12 protein-coding genes are annotated in these 19,209 nt (G+C 69.8%); 6 read left to right on the top strand and 6 right to left on the bottom strand.

Annotation, left to right across the window (positions count from 1 at the left end; genetic code table 11):
• The first annotated feature begins 29 nt into the window (after nt 1–29).
• On the top strand, nt 30–1,448 hold the full coding sequence (gene zwf, locus H165_RS0110530; protein WP_017938900.1) for a glucose-6-phosphate dehydrogenase: 1,419 nt from the start codon (nt 30–32) through the stop codon (nt 1,446–1,448).
• 98 nt (nt 1,449–1,546) lie between these two features.
• Here zwf and H165_RS0110535 read toward each other — a convergent pair whose 3' ends face one another.
• The 4 genes from H165_RS0110535 to ompR all read right to left on the bottom strand — a co-directional run bounded on the left by H165_RS0110535 (nt 1,547) and on the right by ompR (nt 8,688).
• Nucleotides 1,547–2,458, bottom strand: a complete 912-nt coding sequence (locus tag H165_RS0110535; RefSeq protein WP_017938901.1) for an SDR family oxidoreductase — start codon at nt 2,456–2,458, stop codon at nt 1,547–1,549.
• Between the two features lie 133 nt (nt 2,459–2,591).
• Complete coding sequence (locus tag H165_RS0110540) at nt 2,592–6,410, bottom strand: bifunctional diguanylate cyclase/phosphodiesterase (protein WP_051059502.1); 3,819 nt, start codon at nt 6,408–6,410, stop codon at nt 2,592–2,594.
• A 177-nt stretch (nt 6,411–6,587) separates the two neighbouring features.
• Nucleotides 6,588–7,901, bottom strand: coding sequence for an ATP-binding protein (locus H165_RS0110545; RefSeq protein ID WP_017938903.1), 1,314 nt, complete (start codon nt 7,899–7,901; stop codon nt 6,588–6,590).
• Nucleotides 7,902–7,956: 55 nt separating this feature from the next.
• Nucleotides 7,957–8,688 carry an osmolarity response regulator transcription factor OmpR gene (ompR, locus tag H165_RS0110550; protein WP_017938904.1) on the bottom strand — a complete coding sequence of 244 codons (732 nt, stop codon included), beginning with the start codon at nt 8,686–8,688 and terminating at the stop codon, nt 7,957–7,959.
• Between the two features lie 202 nt (nt 8,689–8,890).
• Here ompR and H165_RS0110555 point away from each other — a divergent pair, with 202 nt between their 5' ends.
• The 3 genes from H165_RS0110555 to rmf all read left to right on the top strand — a co-directional run bounded on the left by H165_RS0110555 (nt 8,891) and on the right by rmf (nt 13,275).
• On the top strand, nt 8,891–11,215 hold the full coding sequence (locus H165_RS0110555) for a Tex family protein (RefSeq protein ID WP_017938905.1): 2,325 nt from the start codon (nt 8,891–8,893) through the stop codon (nt 11,213–11,215).
• 163 nt (nt 11,216–11,378) lie between these two features.
• Nucleotides 11,379–12,962, top strand: a complete 1,584-nt coding sequence (gshA, locus tag H165_RS0110560; RefSeq protein ID WP_017938906.1) for a glutamate--cysteine ligase — start codon at nt 11,379–11,381, stop codon at nt 12,960–12,962.
• A 118-nt stretch (nt 12,963–13,080) separates the two neighbouring features.
• Complete coding sequence (gene rmf, locus H165_RS0110565; RefSeq protein WP_017938907.1) at nt 13,081–13,275, top strand: ribosome modulation factor; 195 nt, start codon at nt 13,081–13,083, stop codon at nt 13,273–13,275.
• Between the two features lie 12 nt (nt 13,276–13,287).
• Here the strand turns inward: rmf and argA are convergent, their stop codons facing one another.
• Complete coding sequence (gene argA / locus H165_RS0110570; protein WP_017938908.1) at nt 13,288–14,586, bottom strand: amino-acid N-acetyltransferase; 1,299 nt, start codon at nt 14,584–14,586, stop codon at nt 13,288–13,290.
• A gap of 121 nt (nt 14,587–14,707) precedes the next feature.
• Entirely contained in the window at nt 14,708–15,862 is a 1,155-nt protein-coding gene (gene argE, locus H165_RS0110575) for an acetylornithine deacetylase (RefSeq protein WP_017938909.1), read from the bottom strand.
• Between the two features lie 126 nt (nt 15,863–15,988).
• Here argE and H165_RS0110580 point away from each other — a divergent pair, with 126 nt between their 5' ends.
• Together H165_RS0110580 and tfpB are read left to right on the top strand one after the other, a co-directional pair.
• Nucleotides 15,989–17,356: a CYTH domain-containing protein gene (locus tag H165_RS0110580; protein ID WP_017938910.1), complete on the top strand. Its 1,368-nt coding sequence runs from the start codon at nt 15,989–15,991 to the stop codon at nt 17,354–17,356.
• A gap of 62 nt (nt 17,357–17,418) precedes the next feature.
• Nucleotides 17,419–19,200, top strand: coding sequence for a type IV pilus assembly ATPase TfpB (gene tfpB / locus H165_RS0110585; protein ID WP_017938911.1), 1,782 nt, complete (start codon nt 17,419–17,421; stop codon nt 19,198–19,200).
• Nucleotides 19,201–19,209 lie beyond the last annotated feature (9 nt).

Raw genomic sequence — 19,209 nt, forward strand, 5'->3', positions numbered from 1 at the left:
GGAGGGATGCCTTGACCCTTCCTTGCACCATGCTGGTCTTCGGCGGGACCGGTGATCTCGCCCTGCACAAGCTGCTACCCGCGCTCTACTACCTGCACCGCGACGGTCGCCTGCATGCGCAGACCCGCATCCTCGCCCTGGCCCGCCAGCCGCTCGAGCGTGCCGCCTACCAGGCCCTCGCCGAACGCCGCTGCCGCGCCCAGGTGGCGCGTGCCGACTTCGATGCCGCCACCTGGCAGGGCTTCGCCGAGCGCCTCGACTACTTCGCCATGGACATCGAGCAGAGCGCCGACTTCAGCCGCCTGGCACGTCGCTTGGAGGGTAGTCCGGCACAGCAGGTCTACTACCTGGCTACCGCGCCGCGGCTGTTCGAGGCGGTGGTCGAGCACCTGGCCATCGCCGGGCTGGCCGGACCGCAGTCGCGCATCGTCCTGGAGAAGCCGCTCGGCCACTCGCTGGAATCGGCGCGGGCGATCAACGCGGCGATCGGCAAGGTGTTCGACGAGTCGCGGGTATTCCGCATCGACCACTACCTGGGCAAGGAGACCGTGCAGAACCTGATGGCGCTGCGCTTCGCCAACGCCCTGTTCGAGCCGCTGTGGCGCGCCGGGCACATCGACCACGTGCGCATCAACGTCTACGAGACCCTCGGTGTGGAGAACCGCGGCGCCTACTACGACCAGGCCGGTGCGATGCGCGACATGGTGCAGAACCACCTGCTGCAGCTACTCTGCCTGGTGGCCATGGAGGCGCCGGCGCGCTTCGACGCCGAGGCGGTGCGCGACGAAAAGCTGCGCGTGCTGCAGGCGCTGAAACCGATCGGCGGTCTGGACGTTCGCGACAAGACGGTGCGCGGCCAGTACGCCGCCGGCAAGATCGGCGGCCAGGAGGTGCCGGCCTACTGGTTCGAGAAGAACGTCGACAACGACAGCGACACCGAGACCTTCGTCGCCCTACTCGCCGAGATCGACAACTGGCGCTGGGCCGGGGTGCCGTTCTTCCTGTGCACCGGCAAGCGCATGGCGCGCAAGACCTCGGAGATCGTCATCCAGTTCAAGCCCGTGCCGCACCGTCTGTTCAACGGCGGCGAGGCCAACCGCCTGCTGATCCGCCTGCAGCCGGAGGAACGCATCAGCCTGCAGCTGATGGCCAAGGCGCCGGGCAAGGGCATGCGCCTGGAGCCGGTGGAGCTGGACCTCAACCTGGCCCAGGCGTTCCAGCAGAAGCGCCGCTGGGACGCCTACGAGCGCCTGCTGCTGGACGTGATCGAGGGCGATTCGACGCTGTTCATGCGCCGAGATGAGGTGGAGGCGGCCTGGGCCTGGGTCGACCCCATCCTGCAAGGCTGGCACGAGCACTATCAGAGCCCCCGCCCCTACCCGGCCGGCAGTGACGGCCCGGAGCAGCTGCAGGCGCTGTTCGGGCGCCATCTGCGCGGGGGGAGCTGAACGGGCCTGCCCCGGCGCCTTTCCAAAGGGGAGCGGCGCGCTGCGAAGCCGCCGGCAGTCCCATCCCCTCTCCTTGCCGGAGAAGGGCACCGGGCGGCCTAGAGGGCGTGCCGCTGCAGGTTGGCCATCATCTCGCGCAGCGCCTCGACGTTGTCCGCCGGGTGCACGGCGCCCTCGAAGTCACAGATGCGCTGCCACTGGGCAGCCACGTCCTCGGGGCTGAAGCCGGCGTTGGGGTCGAAACCGACGCCCAGGCTGCGCTCCCAGCGGGTCTTGCCGATCCAGCCGCCGCCCACCTCGAACAGGCCGCCGCTGTCCTGGCAGGCGGCGCTGCCCAGGTAGACCACCAGCGGGCTGACCAGCTCAGGCTTGAGCTGGGCGAACACCTGGGACGGGAGCAGCCCCTCAGTCATCCGCGTGCCGCCGGTGGGGGCGATGGCGTTGACCAGGATGTTGTGCTTGCGGCCTTCCAGGGCCAGGGTGCGGGTCAGCCCATAGAGGCCGAGCTTGGCCATGGCGTAGTTGCTCTGCCCGAAGTTGCCGTAGATCCCCGAGGTGGAGGAGGTGAAGATCACCCGCCCGTAGTTCTGCCCACGCAGGTGCGGCCAGGCGGCGCGGGTCACCTTGTAGGCGCCCTCGACATGGACCCGGTAGACCAGCTCCCAGTCGCCGTCGTCCATCTTGTGGAAGGTCTTGTCGCGGAGGATCCCGGCATTGTTGACCACCACGTCAACACGACCGAAGGCGTCCAGGGCGCACTGCACAATCTTCTCGCCGTCGGTCACCGAGTCGTAGCTGGCCACCGCGATGCCACCGGCCTCGCGGATCTCCGCCACCACCTTGTCGGCCGCCGCGCTGCTCGCACCCTCGCCGTGGGTACTGACACCCAGGTCGTTGACCACCACCCGGGCGCCGTGGCGGGCGAACAGCAGGGCATGGGCGCGGCCAAGGCCACCCCCGGCGCCGGTGACGATCACCACCTGGTCTTCGAAGCGGATGGCAGCGGACATGGGCGAACTCCTCCATCGGTCTTCTTATGGGGCCTAGGAACTGCGAGTGTCGGCCAGCTCCGGGGGCCGGACAAGCAACCGCCGACCGCCTGAATGAGGCGTGATAAGGCGCCGCGATGAGCACGCCGCGGTCTCACCCGCGCGCCGGGGGCAGATCCTGGGCCAGGCGCACGCCGGCGGGTGCCGGCCGCTGGCCGTCCAGCCAGGCCTCGAAGGCCGCCTCGTCCATCGGCCGAGCGAAGTAGTAGCCTTGGCCCAACGTGCAGCCGTGGCGCAGCATGCAGTCCAACTGGGCCTGGTTCTCCACCCCCTCGGCGATGCACTCCAGGCCGAGCTTGCGGGCGATCACCAGGATCGACTCCACCAGCACCAGGCCGCTGGCCTCGCCGTCCAGGTCGCCGACGAAGCTGCGGTCGAGTTTCAGGCGGTCCAGCGGCAGGCGCTTCAGGTAGGTGAGCGAGGAATAGCCAGTGCCGAAGTCGTCGATGGCGAAGCGCACGCCGAGGGCCTTGAGAGTCTGCATGGTGGCGATGCACTGCTCCACCTCCTCGAGCAGCACGCCCTCGGTGATCTCCAGCTCCAGCGCGGTGGCCGGCAGGCCGTGGCGCGCCAGGCAGGCGCTCACCCGCTCCACCAGTCCCGCCTGGCGCAGCTCACGGGGGCTCAGGTTGATGGCTAGCACCAGCTGCGGCCAGCGAGCCTGCCAGCGGGCCAGGGCGGCGCAGGCGTTGTCCAGCACCCAGGCGCCCAGCTCGTGGATCAGCCCGGTCTCCTCGGCCAGGGGGATGAACTGGCTGGTTGGAATCTCGCCACGCTCCGGGTGCACCCAGCGCAGCAGCACCTCGGCGCCCACCAGGCGCCCGCCGGCCAGTTCCAGCTGCGGCTGGTAAACCAGGTGCAACTGGCCGCGGGCCATGGCCTGGCGCAACTCGCTCTGCAGCAGTAGACGCTGGTCCATCAGCGCCTGCATCTCCGGTGCGAAGAAGTGCAGGGCATTGCGCCCGCCCTGCTTGGCCCGGTACATGGCGGTGTCCGCCTGCTTGAGCACATCGGCGGCGCCCTGCCCGGGGATCGGGTGCAGGGCGATGCCGATGCTGGCGCTGACCGCCAGCTCGTGGCCGTCGAGCAGGTAGCTGCCGACCAGACTGGCGAGCAGCTTCTCGCCCACCTCGGCGGCGTGCTCGCCGGCCTCCGCCGGGCTGCTGCCGAGGGCCTCGAGGAGCACCACGAACTCGTCGCCGCCGAGCCGCGCCAGCGTGTCCTGGGAGCGCAGGCAGCCGGCCAGACGCGCGGTCACCTCGCAGAGCAGGGCGTCGCCGACCGGGTGGCCCAGACTGTCGTTGACCATCTTGAAGTGGTCGAGATCGATGAACAGCAGCGCGCCGTAACTGCCCTCGCGCTGCTCGCGGAGCATGGCATGCTGCAGGCGGTCGAGCAGCAGGCGGCGGTTGGGCAGCCCGGTAAGCTCGTCGCTGAACGCCAGGCGCTCGATCTCCCGCTGGTAGCGCTTGCGTTCGGAGATGTCGGTGACGCTCAGCCGCACCAGCGGCCGCTCGCCGCCGGGCAGCCGTACCAAGCGAACCTCGCAGGGCCGCTGGTGGCCGTGGACGTCGCGCAGCAGCCACTCGAACACCGGCTTCTCGCCGTTCAACACCGCCTTGCCGTATTCCCGCGCGGCCTCCTCGGACGAGCGCCCGTCGGGCTGCTGCGGCGGGCTGAAGCTGATCGGGTGGCGGCCAATCAGCTGCTCGCGGGGCAGGCCGACCAGCTGCGCGGCGTTCTCGTTGGCCTCGACGATGCCCAGCTCGGTGTCGAACATCAGGATCGCCTCCGGGGCGTTCTCCACCAGGGTGCGGTAGCGGTCCTCCGCCTCGCGCCGCGCGGTGATGTCCTCGATCAGCACCAGGCAGGCCTCCAGACGGCCCTCCGCGTCGCGCACCGCGCGCAGGCTGAGGCGCGCGTAGACCAGGCTGCCGTCGGGACGCAGGAAGCGCTTGTCCAGCTCGTAGTCGTCGCGCTGGCCGGCGCACACCGCCAGAAACAGCGGAGCCTCGACCAGCAGGTCGTCCTCGTGGGTGACCGCCGTCCAGGTCATGCCGCGCAGCTCGTCGCGGCTGCGCCCGAGGATCTCGCAGAGCTTGCTGTTGACCTCCAGCCAGAGCCGCTGCGGACCGAGTATCGCCATGCCCACCAAAGGCGCCTCGAAGAACAGCCGCAGCCATTCGTCACGCTCCTGCAACTGCTGCTCGGCACGCTTGCGCTCGGTGAGATCCTGCAGGGCGCCGTAGACGCGGATCACCTGGTTGCCGTCGCGCTCCACCAGCCCGCGCACCCGGATGTAGCGCAGATTGCCGCGCGCGGTGGTGAGGCGCAGGTCGATGTCGAACGGAGTGTGCTGCTCCAGAGCCTGCTGTAGGGCACGTTCGCTACGCGCCCGGCTTTCCGCATCCAGGTAGCTGAAGGTCTGATCGATGCTGGGAGTAGCGCCGGTGGGGTCCAGTTCGAACAGCCGAAAGCAGCCCTCGCTCCAGAACATGCTGCGGTCGCTCGGATCGATCATCCAGCCGCCGATGTCGGCGATCGCCTCGATCTGCGCCAGCAGGTGGGTCTGGCGCAGCAGCTCCTCGCGGCTGCGGGCCAGCTCGACCACCTGCTGCTCGCGGGCGCTGACGTCGTGCAGCAGGCCGACGAAGTGGCTGATCCCCTGGGCATCGCGCATCGGTGCCAGGGTGATCTCGTTCCAGAACAGGCTGCCGTCCTTGCGGTAGTTGCGCAGCACCGCCTGGCAGGGCTCGCCGCGGGCCAGGGCGGCGCGCAGGCCGTGCAGCTCGCTCTGGTGGCGGTCGACGCCCTGCAGGAAGCGGCCGTTGCGGCCAATCACCTCGTCGCGGCTGTAGCCGGTCATCCGTTCGAAGGCCGGGTTGCAGTAGATCAGCGGCAGGTCCGGCTGGCGAGCATCGGCGATGCACACGCCCATGGGACTGGCGTCGATGGCCCGCTGGGTCAGCGCCAGCTGGCGCTGCATCTCCGCGCGCCGCTCCAGGGCCAGGTGCAAGTCGCTGAGGCTGCGCCCCACCAGCAGCGCGGCGAACACCAGCAGCAGCAGGCTCAGGTGCAGTTCGTCGAACCAGCCGGTGGTGATGGCGCGCTCGGCCTCGCTGCCCCCGGGCAGGGAGTGCACCAGCAGGCCCAGGCCGCACAGCAGGGCACCACTGGAAGCACCGGGCAGCGCCCAGACCAGGGCCAGGCCGAGCAGCACCAGCCCCATCAGGGCCAGGGCGAACACCAGCGGCAGTAGCTCCATGGCCCAAGCCAGACCGACCGCCAGCACCAGCAGCAGCGGCCAGGGCGGCAGGCGGTGCAGCGACGCGCCGAGCGGCACCGGCTCGGCGCCAGCTGCCGCAGCCACCCAGCCGCGCTGGCGCAGCAGCGGCGTGGCATAGGTCAGCAGCGGAATGGCGAACACCAGGCAGGTGAGGCAGTCGGCCAGCCACTGGCCCAGGCCGGCCAGCGCCCAGCTGGTCGGCTCCGCACCGACGCTCAGGGTGAGGATACCCACCATGCCCAGCGTGCCCAGGGTAACTGGCAGCAGCACGCCGAGCAGGATGAAGCGCAGCAGGTGGCCGAGGTTCGGCAGCGCCGCATCGAAGCCAGGGCGCCGTAACAGCGGCCAGGCGCAAGCCAGGGTCAGGGCCTCGAACAGCCCGAAAAGCGGTGCCCAGGACCACGCCAGCCCCCACAGCGGGGCGCTGAGCAGGCCGTTGAGGAACATCGCCGGCAGCACCCGCGGCCCCCACCAAAGCAGGAAGACCAGGCCGAGGGGCAGCGGCAGGTACCAGAACACGGTCCCGTCGCTCAGACGGGTAAGTAGGGCCAGCCAGGACCCCAGGTGGAGCAGCGCCAGGGGGAGCCACCAAGTCCATGTGGGCTGTCGATCGGAAACGGCGTGCATACTGTCCTCGAGTCCTTCCGCCGCGACAGCATAGTCCAACTACCGGCCACGCCTCCCCTGCCGTGACCCGCCGGTTTACCGACGTTCGTCGCCATTTGCCCATCGTTCTCGCCTGTCTGCCCGAGGGGCAGGCAGTCTGATATCAGGCTGGTCGGATACCGTGCTCCGTTGGGCGGCTCAGGCGGCGTCGCGCGGCAACATCAGCCCCAGCGGCAGACAGACCCGCGCCTCCAGGCCGCCGCCCTCGCGGTTGCGCAGCTCGACGCTGCCGCCGTGCTGGGCGGCGATGCGCTTGACGATGGCCAGCCCCAGGCCGGTGCCGCGTCCGCCGCGCGCCCGATCACCACGGATGAAGGGGTTGAAGATATCCGGCAACTCGGCCGGGTCGACACCCGCGCCGCGGTCCAGCACGCTGAGTACCACGTAGGGCGCGGCGCCGTCGCCGGACAGGTAGGCGGCCACCTCGACGCCGCCGCCACCGTGGTGCAGGGCATTCTCGATCAGGTTGTTGAGCAGCCGCTTGATCGACAGGCGGCGCAGCGGGACGCTGGGCAGCGGCTCCAGGCACAGGCGCACGCGCTCCTCCGGCTGGTTGAAGGGCGCCACCGCCTCGCGCACCAGCTCGCCGAGGTCGGTCTCCTCGACCCGCTCGTCGCGGCCGTCGCGGATGAAGGCGAGGAACTGGTCGAGGATGGTGTCCATGTCCTCGACGTCACGGATCATGTCCTCGGTCAACTCACTGTCGCTGTCCAGCAGCTCCAGGGACAGGCGCAGGCGGGTCAGCGGGGTGCGCAGGTCGTGGGACACCCCGGCGAGCATCAGCTCGCGCTCGCGGGCGGCCTGCTCGACGTCCTCGGCCATCTGGTTGAAGGCCCGGTACACCTCGGTCATCTCGCTCGGGGTGTCGCTCACCGGCAGGCGCACGCTGCGCCCGCGGCCCAGTTCCCGGGCGGCGAACACCAGGCGCTTGAGCGGTGCGTTGAGCTGACGGACGAAGATCCAGGCGGCGGCGGTGGACAGCAGACCGATGGCCATGAACCAGCCGAGCACGTTCCAGATCTTCTGGCCGCGCAACGGGTGCGGGTACAGCGGCACCTCGACCCAGCCCTCGCCGAGACTCGGCGCGCGCACCCACAGCGAAGACGGCTGGTTGACCCGCAGCCGGGTCTCGGTGTCCGGGCCCAGCTCCATGCGCATCTGGCGCTGGAAGATCGCGGTGTAGGGCCAGTGGTACTCGCTGGCCGGCGGCTCGCTGTCGGCGCGCCAGCGCAGGCCGGCGGCCCTGGCCACCTCGTCGCGGAACTCCGGGCGGGTCGCCCAGTAGGCGCGCAGGGTCAGGGCCGCGCCGTGGCTGTACTGACGGTCCACCAGCACGTCCTCGTTCATCAGCAGGTAGACCAGGGTCAGCGCCTTGGAGAACAGCACCACCCCGAGCACCAGCCAGAGGGTGCGGGCGAAGAAGCTTTGCGGGAACCAGACGGGAGTTTTCATCGGTCAGGCGGCCTCGGGCCGCGCACCTCGCGGGACAGGCCGCGGTCAGACGGCGTCACTTGTTGCCATCCGGCACGAAGACGTAGCCGACCCCCCAGACCGTCTGAATGTAGCGCGGCTTGGAGGGGTCCGGCTCGATCAGCCGGCGCAGGCGGGAGATCTGCACGTCGATGGAGCGCTCCAGGGCGTCCCATTCTCGGCCGCGTGCCAGGTTCATCAGCTTGTCGCGGGTCAGCGGCTCGCGGGCGTGCTGGACCAGCGCCTTGAGCACGGCGAACTCGCCGGTGGTGAGCATGTGCACCTGGTCGCCCTTCTTCAGCTCGCGGGTGGCCAAGGACAACCGGTAGTCGCCGAAGCTCACCTCCTCGTCGGCGCTGGCCGGCGCGCCGGGCACCACCGGCACCTGGCGGCGCAACACCGCCTTGATGCGCGCCAGCAGCTCGCGGGGGTTGAAGGGCTTGCCCAGGTAGTCGTCGGCGCCCAGCTCCAGGCCCTGGATGCGGCTGGCCTCGTCGCCCTTGGCGGTGAGCATGATGATCGGCACCTGGTTGCCGCTCTCGCGCAGGCGCTTGCAGGCGGACAGACCGTCCTCGCCGGGCAGCATCAGGTCGAGCACCAGCAACTGAAAGAGTTCGCGGGCCAGCAGCCGGTCCATCTGCTCGATGTTCTCCACCGAGCGCACGCGGTAGCCCTGCTCGCTGAGGAAGCGCTCGAGCAGGCGACGCAGGCCGGGGTCGTCGTCGACGATGAGGATTTTCTCGCCTTCAGCGGCGGCAGTGCTGCTCATAGGGGCTCCTTTGCAAACGTCGGCCATTATGGCCCAGGGGCAGCGGACACTGGGCCGGCATTCGTTAACAGATTTTTCCCGGCAGCCGATGGTCGTATCCGGGCACGCGCGGACGCGCCGGGTATAATGCCGGCCCTTTGCGGCAAGCGCAGCTTGTCCTTTTCCTGCTCGGAGTTCGGATAGTTCTATGTCATCGCCCGTTATGGATAGCATCAACCAACGTATCGCCGAAGAGCTTTCCGCCCTGCCCTCCGGACGCGTCCTGCCGCAGCAGGTGGCGGCCGCCGTGGCGCTGCTCGACGAGGGCGCCACCGTGCCCTTCATCGCCCGTTACCGCAAGGAGGTCACCGGCAGCCTGGACGACACCCAGCTGCGCCTGCTGGAGGAGCGCCTGCGCTACCTGCGCGAGCTGGAGGAGCGCCGCACCGCGATCCTCGCCAGCATCGAGGAACAGGGCAAGCTGACCCCGGAACTCAAGCGCGAGATCCTCGCCGCCGACACCAAGACCCGCCTCGAGGACCTCTACCTGCCCTACAAGCAGAAACGCCGCACCAAGGGCCAGATCGCCCTGGAGGCTGGCCTCGGCGAGCTGGCCGACGCCCTGTTCGGCAACCCCGAGCTCGATCCAGAGGCGGAGGCCGAGCGCTACATCGACGCCGAGAAGGGCTTCGCCGACGTCAAGGCGGTGCTGGAAGGCGCCAAGTACATCCTCATGGAGCGCTTCGCCGAGGACGCCAGCCTGCTCGACAAGCTGCGCTCCTTCCTCAAGGCCGAAGCCACCCTCAGCGCCCGCCTGGTGCCCGGCAAGGAAAGCGAAGGCGCCAAGTTCAGCGACTACTTCGAGCACGACGAACCCCTGCGCGGCGTGCCCTCGCACCGCGCCCTGGCGATCTTCCGCGGGCGCAACGAGGGGGTGCTGAGCATCAGCCTGAAAGTCGGCGAGGAGCTGCCCGGCAGCGCCCATCCCTGCGAGGGGATGATCGCCGAGCGCTTCGGCATCCGTAACCAGGGCCGCGCCGCCGACAAGTGGCTGGCCGAGGTGGTGCGCTGGACCTGGAAGGTCAAGCTGTACAGCCACCTGGAGACCGACCTGCTCGGCGAACTGCGCGAGCGCGCCGAGGACGAGGCGATCAGCGTGTTCGCCCGCAACCTGCACGACCTGCTGCTCGCCGCCCCGGCTGGCCCGCGCGCCACCCTGGGCCTCGACCCGGGTCTGCGCACCGGGGTCAAGGTCGCGGTGGTGGACGCCACCGGCAAGCTACTGGAAACCGCCACCGTCTACCCCCACGCGCCGAAGAACCAGTGGGACCAGACCATCGCCGTGCTCGCCGCGCTGTGCGCCAAGCACCAGGTGGAGCTGATCGCCATCGGCAACGGCACCGCCAGCCGCGAGACCGACAAGCTGGCCGGCGAGCTGATCAGGAAATACCCGCAGCTCAAGCTCACCAAGGTGATGGTCAGCGAGGCCGGCGCCTCGGTGTACTCGGCTTCCGAGCTGGCCGCCCGGGAGTTCCCGGATCTCGACGTGTCGCTGCGCGGCGCGGTGTCCATCGCCCGTCGCCTGCAGGATCCGCTGGCCGAGCTGGTGAAGATCGATCCCAAGTCCATCGGCGTCGGCCAGTACCAGCACGACGTCTCCCAGCTCAAGCTGGCCCGCTCCCTGGACGCGGTGGTGGAGGACTGCGTGAACGCCGTGGGGGTGGACGTCAACACCGCCTCGGCCGCCCTGCTGGCGCGCATCTCCGGCCTCAACGCCAGCCTGGCGCAGAACATCGTGCAGTTCCGCGACGCCAACGGCGCCTTCAAGAGCCGCGCCGACCTCAAGAAGGTGCCGCGCCTCGGCGACAAGACCTTCGAGCAGGCCGCCGGCTTCCTCCGCGTGATGAACGGCGACAACCCGCTGGACGCCTCCGCGGTGCACCCGGAGAGCTACCCGGTGGTGCAACGCATCGCCGAGGATACCGGCCGCGACATCCGCAGCCTGATCGGCGACTCGGCCTTCCTGCGCAGCCTGGATCCCAAGCGCTTCACCGACGAGACCTTCGGCCTGCCGACCGTCACCGACATCCTCAGGGAACTGGACAAGCCCGGTCGCGACCCGCGCCCCGAGTTCAAGACCGCGGCCTTCCAGGACGGCGTGGAGACCCTCGCCGACCTCAAGCCGGGGATGATCCTCGAGGGCGTGGTGACCAACGTCACCAACTTCGGCGCCTTCGTCGACATCGGCGTGCACCAGGACGGTCTGGTGCACATCAGCGCGCTGTCAGAGAAGTTCGTCAAGGATCCCCGCGAGGCGGTCAAGACCGGCGATGTGGTCAGGGTCAAGGTGCTGGAGGTGGACATCCCGCGCAACCGTATCGGCCTGTCCATGCGCCTCTCCGACACCCCCGGGGCCAAGGTTGACGGTCCGCGCGGCGGCCGCGGCAACGCCCCGCGCAGCGAGCGGCATGCCCGCGAGGAGCGTCCGGCGCCGGCGACCGGCGGCATGGCCGCGCTGTTTGCCAACGCCAAGAAGCTCAAGCGCTGAACGCCCGCGGCACACCACGGCCCCGCGGCGATCGCGCGGCGGGGCCCGTCCCAGCCCCCCTGGCAGCCTACGACCTGAGCACATATTTTTTATGGTTCAGCTGCTTGAGGGCAGCCAAGCGAGTGCCCATATTGGGCCGACCGACGTGTGAAGGAACAATATCTTGAGCGAGCTTCTGCAACGTCGCCTGGCTTTGCTTGGCGCCCCCGAATACCTGCCCCTGCTGGGCGGCAACCTGCACGGTATCGAGCGCGAATGCCTGCGCGTCGACGATGACGGGCAGCTTGCCCTCACCCCGCACCCGCGTGCGCTCGGCTCGGCACTCACCCACCCGCAGATCACCACCGACTACTCGGAATCCCTGCTGGAGTTCATCACCCCGGCCGAGACCGACCCGGCGGTCACCCTGGCCGATCTGGAGCGCATCCACCGCTTCACCTACGCCCACCTCGGGGACGAGCGACTGTGGAGCGCCTCCATGCCCTGCCCGCTGCCGGACGAGGAGGCCATCCCCATCGCCGAGTACGGCAGCTCCAACATCGGTCGCCTCAAGCACGTCTACCGCAAGGGTCTGGCGCTGCGCTACGGCAAGACCATGCAGTGCATCGCCGGAATCCACTACAACTTCTCCCTGGCCGAGGCGCTCTGGCCACTGCTGCAGCGCAGCGAGGGCGACACCCGTCCGCCACGCGACTACCAGTCGGAGAGCTACATCGGCCTGATCCGCAACTTCCGCCGCTACAGCTGGCTGCTGATGTACCTGTTCGGCGCCTCGCCGGCGCTGGACGCCGGCTTCCTGCGCGGCCGCCCGCACCAGCTCCAGGCGTTCGACGAGCACACCCTGTACCTGCCCTGGGCGACCAGCCTGCGGATGAGCGACCTGGGCTACCAGAGCAGCGCGCAGAGCAGCCTGACTCCCTGCTACAACGACCTGGCCAGCTACACCGACAGCCTGCGCCTGGCGGTGTCCACCCCCTACCCGCCCTACGCGGCGTTCGGCACCAAGCGCGACGGCGAGTGGCAGCAGCTGAACACCAACGTCATCCAGATCGAGAACGAGTACTACTCGAGCATCCGTCCGAAGCGCGTCACCTACAGCGGCGAGCGGCCGATCCAGGCGCTGATGGCCCGCGGCGTGCAGTACGTCGAGGTACGCTGCCTGGACATCAACCCCTTCCTGCCCCTGGGCATCGACCTGGAGGAAGCCCGCTTCCTCGACCTCTTCCTGATCTACTGCGCCCTGCTGGACAGCCCGCTGCTGGAGAACGGCGAGTGCCGCAGCTGCACCGAGAACTTCCTGAAGACCGTCAAGGAAGGCCGGCGGCCCGGCCTGCACCTGCAGCACCAGGGCCGCCAGGTGCTGCTGCGCGACTGGGGCCTGGAGCTGCTCGAGGCCATGGCGCCGATCGCCGCCCTGCTCGACCGTCACCACGGCGACGACGCCCATGCCCGCGCCTTGGCGGCGCAGCGCGCCAAGCTGGAGGACCCGGAGCTGACCCCCTCGGCGCGGATCCTCGCCGAGATGCGCGAGCGCGGCGAGAGCTTCGTCCAGTTCGCTCTGCGCCAGAGCCGCCAACACGAGGCCTTCTTCCGCGCCCTGCCGCTCAGCGACGCCGAGCGCCAGGCCTTCGAGGCCTTGGCCACGCAGTCCCTGGCCGAGCAGGCGGAGCTGGAGGCCCAGCCGCGCGGCGACTTCGACGCCTTCGTGGCCGCCTACCAGGCGAGCATCATCGGCGTGGCGGTCTGAACGTCGAGGCCGTCACAAAACGCACCAGCGGAGCAAAACCCGGGATCGGCGGCACGACCGGCCGCCGCATCGCTGGCTAGGATGATGGCATTCCTTCACCCTAGCAGCTCGCATCCCGATGGAGTTCAGCGCAGACGACCGGCAGTGGAGCCTGGAAAGCCTGGAGAAGGCCTACCAGCAAGGCTACATGGTCGGCCTCACCGGCCAGCCCCGCGAACGTCAGCCCTACCGCGCGGCCGTGCCCGCAGCGGCTTGGGAGGCCGGCTGGGACGACGGCCGCGCGCAGTACCGATTGGCCCAGAAGAGCGCCTGAGGCGCTCCCCGTCTACAGGGCCTTCTCGAAGATCTTCGAATTGCGCTGGTAGTTGTACAGCGAGGCGCGTGCCGCCGGCAGGCGCTCCACGCTGCTCGGCACGAAGCCGCGCTCGCGGAACCAGTGGGCGGTGCGGGTTGTGAGCACGAACAGGGTCTTCAGGCCCATGGCCCGGGCGCGCGCCTCGATGCGCTCGAGCAGCTCGTCGCCGCGGCCGCCGTGGCGGTAGTCCGGGCGCACCGCCAGGCAGGCCAGCTCGCCGCTGTCCGAGTCGGCGATCGGGTAGAGGGCGGCGCAGGCGATGATCAGCCCGTCGCGCTCGATGATGCTGAACTGCTCGATCTCCCGCTCGAGGATCTCCCGCGAGCGGCGCACCAGGATGCCCTGCTCCTCCAGTGGGGTGATCAGCTCGATCAGCCCGCCGACGTCCTCGATGGTCGCCTCGCGCAGCGACTCGAACAGCTCCTGGGTGACCAGGGTGCCGCAGCCGTCGCGGGTGAACAGTTCGGTGAGCAGCGAGCCGTTCTGCGCGAAGCTGACGATGTGGCTGCGCTTCACCCCGCGCCGGCAGGCCTCGGCGGCGGCGTCCAGCAGCTCCGCCTGGTAGCTGTGGCCGAGACGCTCCAGGTGTGCCGGCACCTGCTGCGGGCGCAGCTCGCGGATCAGCTTGCCGGACTCGTCGAGCACCCCCGGCTCCTCGCCGAACAGCACCAGCTTCTCGGCGCCCAGGTCGATGGCCGCGCGGGTCGCCACGTCCTCGCAGGCGAGGTTGAAGATCTCCCCGGTGGGCGAGTAGCCGAGGGGCGAGAGCAGCACTATGGCGCGATCGTCGAGCAGGCGGCTGATGCCCTTGCGGTCGATGCGCCGCACTTCCCCGGTGTGGTGGTAGTCGATGCCGTCCACCACGCCGATCGGTCGCGCGGTGACGAAGTTGCCGCTGGCCACCCGCAACCGCGAGTGGTGCATCGGCGAGGCGGCCATGTCCATGGACAGGCGCGCCTCGATGGCGATGCGCAGCTGGCCGACCGCATCGATCACGCATTCCAGGGTGGCCGCGTCGGTGATCCGCAGGTCGCGGTGGTAGTGCGGGGTCAGGCCGCGGGCGGCGAGGCGCGCCTCGATCTGCGGCCGCGAGCCGTGGACCAGCACCAGACGCACGCCGAGGCTGTGCAGCAGCACCAGGTCGTGGACGATGTTGCCGAAGTTGGGGTGAGCGATGCCGTCGCCGGGCAGCATGACCACGAAGGTACGGTCCCGGTGGGCATTGATGTAGGGGGAGGCGTGGCGGAGCCAGTTGACGTATTCGTGCATGGAAAGCCTGCGGGCGAGATGGACGATGTTGGCCCTGGATGGCGGGAACGGCACCGCGCGGCACCATTCGGACGTCCCGGCGGATCATACATGATCCGCGCGCGTCCTCCCGCGCTGCCCGTCAGCTATCCGGCCCGCGCAGGCAGTAGTGGGCGATCAGCTCGCGGAGCAGCTCGACGGTAGGCTGGATGCGCGCCAGCTCCAGGTATTCCCCCGGCTGGTGGGCACAGGCGATGTCGCCGGGGCCGAGGACGATGGTCTCGCAGCCGAGCTGCTGCAGGTAGGGCGCCTCGGTGCCAAAGGCCACCGCTCCTGCGGCGTGCCCGCTGAGCCGCTCGGCGAGGCGCACCAGCTCGCTGTGCGCCGGCTGTTCGAAGGGCGGCACGGCGGGGAACAGCGGAGCGAAGTCGATGCGTACCTGGTGCTGCGCGGCGATCGGCGCCAGCTTGGCGCGGATGGCCGCGCGCAGCTGCTCGGGGTCCATGCCCGGCAGCGGGCGCAGGTCGAACTCCAGGGCGCACTGCCCGCAGATCCGGTTGGGGTTGTCGCCGCCGTGGATGCAGCCGAGGTTGAGGGTCGGCTGCGGCACGCCGAACTGCGGATTGTGGAACTCCTTCTGCCAGTGGGCGCGTAGCCTGCGCAAGGCGTCCAGCACGTCGTGCATGGCCTCCAGGGCGCTGTGGCCGAGGCCGGGATCGGAGGAATGGCCGCTCTGCCCGAGGATCTCGATGCGCTCCATCATCACCCCCTTGTGCAGGCGGATCGGCTTCAGTCCGGTGGGCTCGCCGATCACCGCGGCACGCCCCAGCGGCCGCCCGGCGGCGGCCAGGGCTCGGGCCCCGGCCATGGAGCTTTCCTCGTCGCAGGTGGCGAGGATCAGCAGCGGCTGGCGGAAGCGCTGGCCGAGCAGCGGGCGCAGCGCCTCGATGATCAGCGGGAAGAAGCCCTTCATGTCGCAGACCCCGAGTCCCACCCAGCGGTCGCCCTGTTCGCTGAGGCGCAGCGGGTCGCTGTCCCAGAGTGCCGCGTCGTAGGGCACGGTATCGCTGTGCCCGGCCAGCACCAGGCCGCCCGGGCCGCTGCCCAGGCTGGCCAGCAGGTTGAACTTGCCGGGAGCGACTTCCTGGGTCTCGCAGCGCAGGCCGAGGTCGCCGAGCCAGAGCGCGAGCAGCTCGATCACCGCGCGGTTGGACTGGTCCAGGGCGGGCTGGGTGCAGCTCACCGAGGGCGCGGCGATCAGCGCGGCGAACTGTTCCTTGAGGGGCGGCAGGGGCATCGGCATTCTCCAGCAGTCAGGTTCATCTTAGAGGCAAATGCAAGGCCGCACGCACTGGCCGGCGCTCCTGTAGACTTGCGGGTTCCCGCGGCCATCTGCGCGCCGCCCCGCATTCCGTTGCCCGTGATGAACAAAGAAACCGAGATCAAACTGCGCGTCAACCGCACCACTCTGGCCGCCCTGCGCGACCACCCGCTGCTGAAGAAGCGCAACAAGTCCGGCTGGCAGCAGCGCGAGCTGTACAACCAGTACTACGACACCGCCGCCCGCGACCTGGCCGCCGCCAGGGTCGCCCTGCGCGTGCGGCGCGACGGCGATGCCTATATCCAGACCCTGAAGAGCCGCGGCCAGAGCGTCGCCGGGCTGTCCGAGCGCAACGAATGGGAATGGCGCCTGGACAGTCCCGAGCTGGACCTCGCCCGGCTCACCGACGACTGCTGGCCGGCCGCCCTCGCCGAGCTGGACAAGCGCCAGATCCACCCGGCGTTCACCACCGACTTCGTTCGCGAGTACGCGGAGATCGCCTGGGGCCGCGGCAAGGCCAGGGTGGTCATCGAGGCCGCCCTGGACCTGGGCAAGGTGGTCGCCGGCGACCGTGAGGAGGAAATCTGCGAGCTGGAGCTGGAGCTGCGCCAGGGCGAGCCGGCCGCCGTGCTGGAGCTGGCCGAGGCCCTGGCCGCCGACCTGCCGCTGATGCCCTGCGACATCAGCAAGGCCGAGCGCGGCTACCGGCTGTTCGACGCAGACAGCTACCAAGTGCGCCTGCCACTGCCCGCACTGACCGCCGAGCAGCCGCTGGACGAGGCCTTCGCCGCCCTCGCCTGGCACCTGCTGGGCAACAGCCAGCGACTCGCCGAACAGTACCGCTGGAGCGGCCACTGGCGCCTGCTGGCCGACTGGCTGGAGCAACTGATCGACCTCCGCGCCCTGCTCGGCAGCCTCGGTCAAGCCGCGCCGCGGGCCACCAGCCACGAGCTGCGCGCCAGCCTCGACGCCCTGCTCGACGACTGGCGGCCGCGGATCCTCGCCGGCCAGCATGACGAAGCCGCCCGCCAGGCCGCCGCCGGACAGTTCGCCGCGGAGCTGGAGGACACGCGCTGGGGGCGCTTCTCCCTGGCTGCCTCCCTCTGGCTGCTGCGCCGCGCCTGGACCAGCCAGCGCAGCCATCGCGGCGAACGCCAGGGCGCCGCGCCCCTGGGCAACTGGCTGAAGCGCGAGCTGAGCGACGAGGCCGCCGCCCTCAACCTGCAGCGCTACCAGCAGCAGCCGGCCGACCTCGGCGAGCAGCTGCCGCGCCTGGAGCGCATGCTGGTCTGGCTACGCCTGGCCCGCGGCGTGCTGGAGCTGCCGGAAGTGGACCGCCTGTACGGCGAGCTGGCCAAGCTGGCGGAGCTGGCCGGGCAGCCGGCGGAAAGCGCCGAGCAACTGGTCGCGCGCAGCGCCCAGGCCCATACTGTGGCCACGCTCAAGGCCTGGAAGCGCCTGACCCGCTAAGCTGCAGCACAAAGGGGAGGCCGCCGGCCTCCCCTGCTCCACCGCCAGCTGCCGGAGATCCGATGTCCGTCTTCACCCCGACTGCCGACCGCGTTCTCGATCTCGCCGACCTGCTCAAGGAGCTGGTCGCCCAGGGCCGCATCGACCAGGACGCCGCCGAGCAATGCCTGGCGATCCGCCGCAGCGCGGTGAACAACCAGCAGCATCCCCTGGAATTCCTCGCCAGCCAGGAGCTGGACGACCTCAAGCGGCCCGGCCGCAAGCTGGACCTGGAGAGCCTCACCGCCTGGCTGGCGGAGTGGTCCGGACAGCCCTACCTGCGCATCGACCCACTGAAGATCGACGTGGCCGCGGTCACCCCGCTGATGTCCTACGCCTTCGCCCAGCGCCACGGCATCCTCGCCGTGGCGGTGGAGCGCGACTCGGTGACCATCGCCAGCGCCCAGCCCTTCGTGCGGCGCTGGGAGGCCGACCTGCAGCACGTCCTGAAGCGGCCGATCAAACGCGTGGTGGCCAACCCGGCGGACATCCACCGCTTCACCGTGGAGTTCTACCGACTGGCCAAGTCGGTCAGCGGCGCCAGCGCCACCGACATGAAGGTCAGTGGCGTCGGCAACTTCGAGCAGCTGCTCAGCCTCGGCGCCCAGGACCAGGAGCCGGACGCCAACGACGCGCACATCGTCAACATCGTCGACTGGCTGTTCCAGTACGCCTACCAGCAGCGCGCCAGCGACATCCACATCGAGCCGCGCCGCGAGCAGGGCACGGTGCGCTTCCGCATCGACGGGGTGCTGCACAACGTCTACCAGTTCCCGCCCCAGGTGACCATGGCAGTGGTCAGCCGCCTGAAGACCCTCGGGCGGATGAACGTCGCCGAGAAGCGCAAGCCGCAGGACGGCCGCATCAAGACCAAGACCCCGGACGGCGGCGAGGTGGAACTGCGCCTGTCCACCCTGCCCACCGCCTTCGGCGAGAAGATGGTGATGCGCATCTTCGACCCCGAGGTGCTGCTCAAGAGCTTCGACCAGCTCGGCTTCTCCGCCGACGACCTGCGCCGCTGGCAGTCCATGACCCGCCAGCCCAACGGCATCATCCTGGTCACCGGGCCGACCGGCTCGGGCAAGACCACCACCCTGTACACCACCCTCAAGCAGTTGGCCACGCCGGAGGTGAACGTCTGCACCATCGAGGATCCGATCGAGATGATCGAGCCGGCGTTCAACCAGATGCAGGTCCAGCACAACATCGACCTGACCTTCGCCAGCGGCGTGCGCGCGCTGATGCGCCAGGACCCGGACATCATCATGGTCGGCGAGATCCGCGACCTGGAGACCGCCGAGATGGCCATCCAGGCGGCGCTCACCGGGCATCTGGTGCTCTCCACCCTGCACACCAACGACGCCCCTTCGGCGATCACCCGCCTGCTCGAGCTGGGGGTGCCCTACTACCTGCTGCGCGCCACCCTGCTGGGGGTCATGGCCCAGCGCCTGGTGCGCACCCTCTGCCCGCACTGCAAGGCCCCGGTACAGCTCGAGGCGAGCGACTGGCAGGAGCTCACCCGACCGTGGAGCGCGCCGCTGCCCAGCCACGCGCAGCGCGCCGTGGGCTGCCTGGAGTGCCGTGATACCGGCTACCGCGGGCGCGCCGGGGTCTACGAGATCATGCTGGTCAACGACCACATCAAGCCGCTGATCAACGCCGACACCGACCTCATCGCCCTGCGCCGCGCGGCCTTCAAGGACGGCATGCGCAGCCTGCGGCTGTCCGGCGCGCAGAAGGTCGCCGCCGGGCTGACCACCATCGAGGAAGTGCTGCGCGTCACCCCGCAGAGCGAGCAGCGCTAGCTTCCCGAC

It is taken from the genome of Pseudomonas thermotolerans DSM 14292, assembly GCF_000364625.1.
Taxonomy (GTDB): domain Bacteria; phylum Pseudomonadota; class Gammaproteobacteria; order Pseudomonadales; family Pseudomonadaceae; genus Aquipseudomonas; species Aquipseudomonas thermotolerans.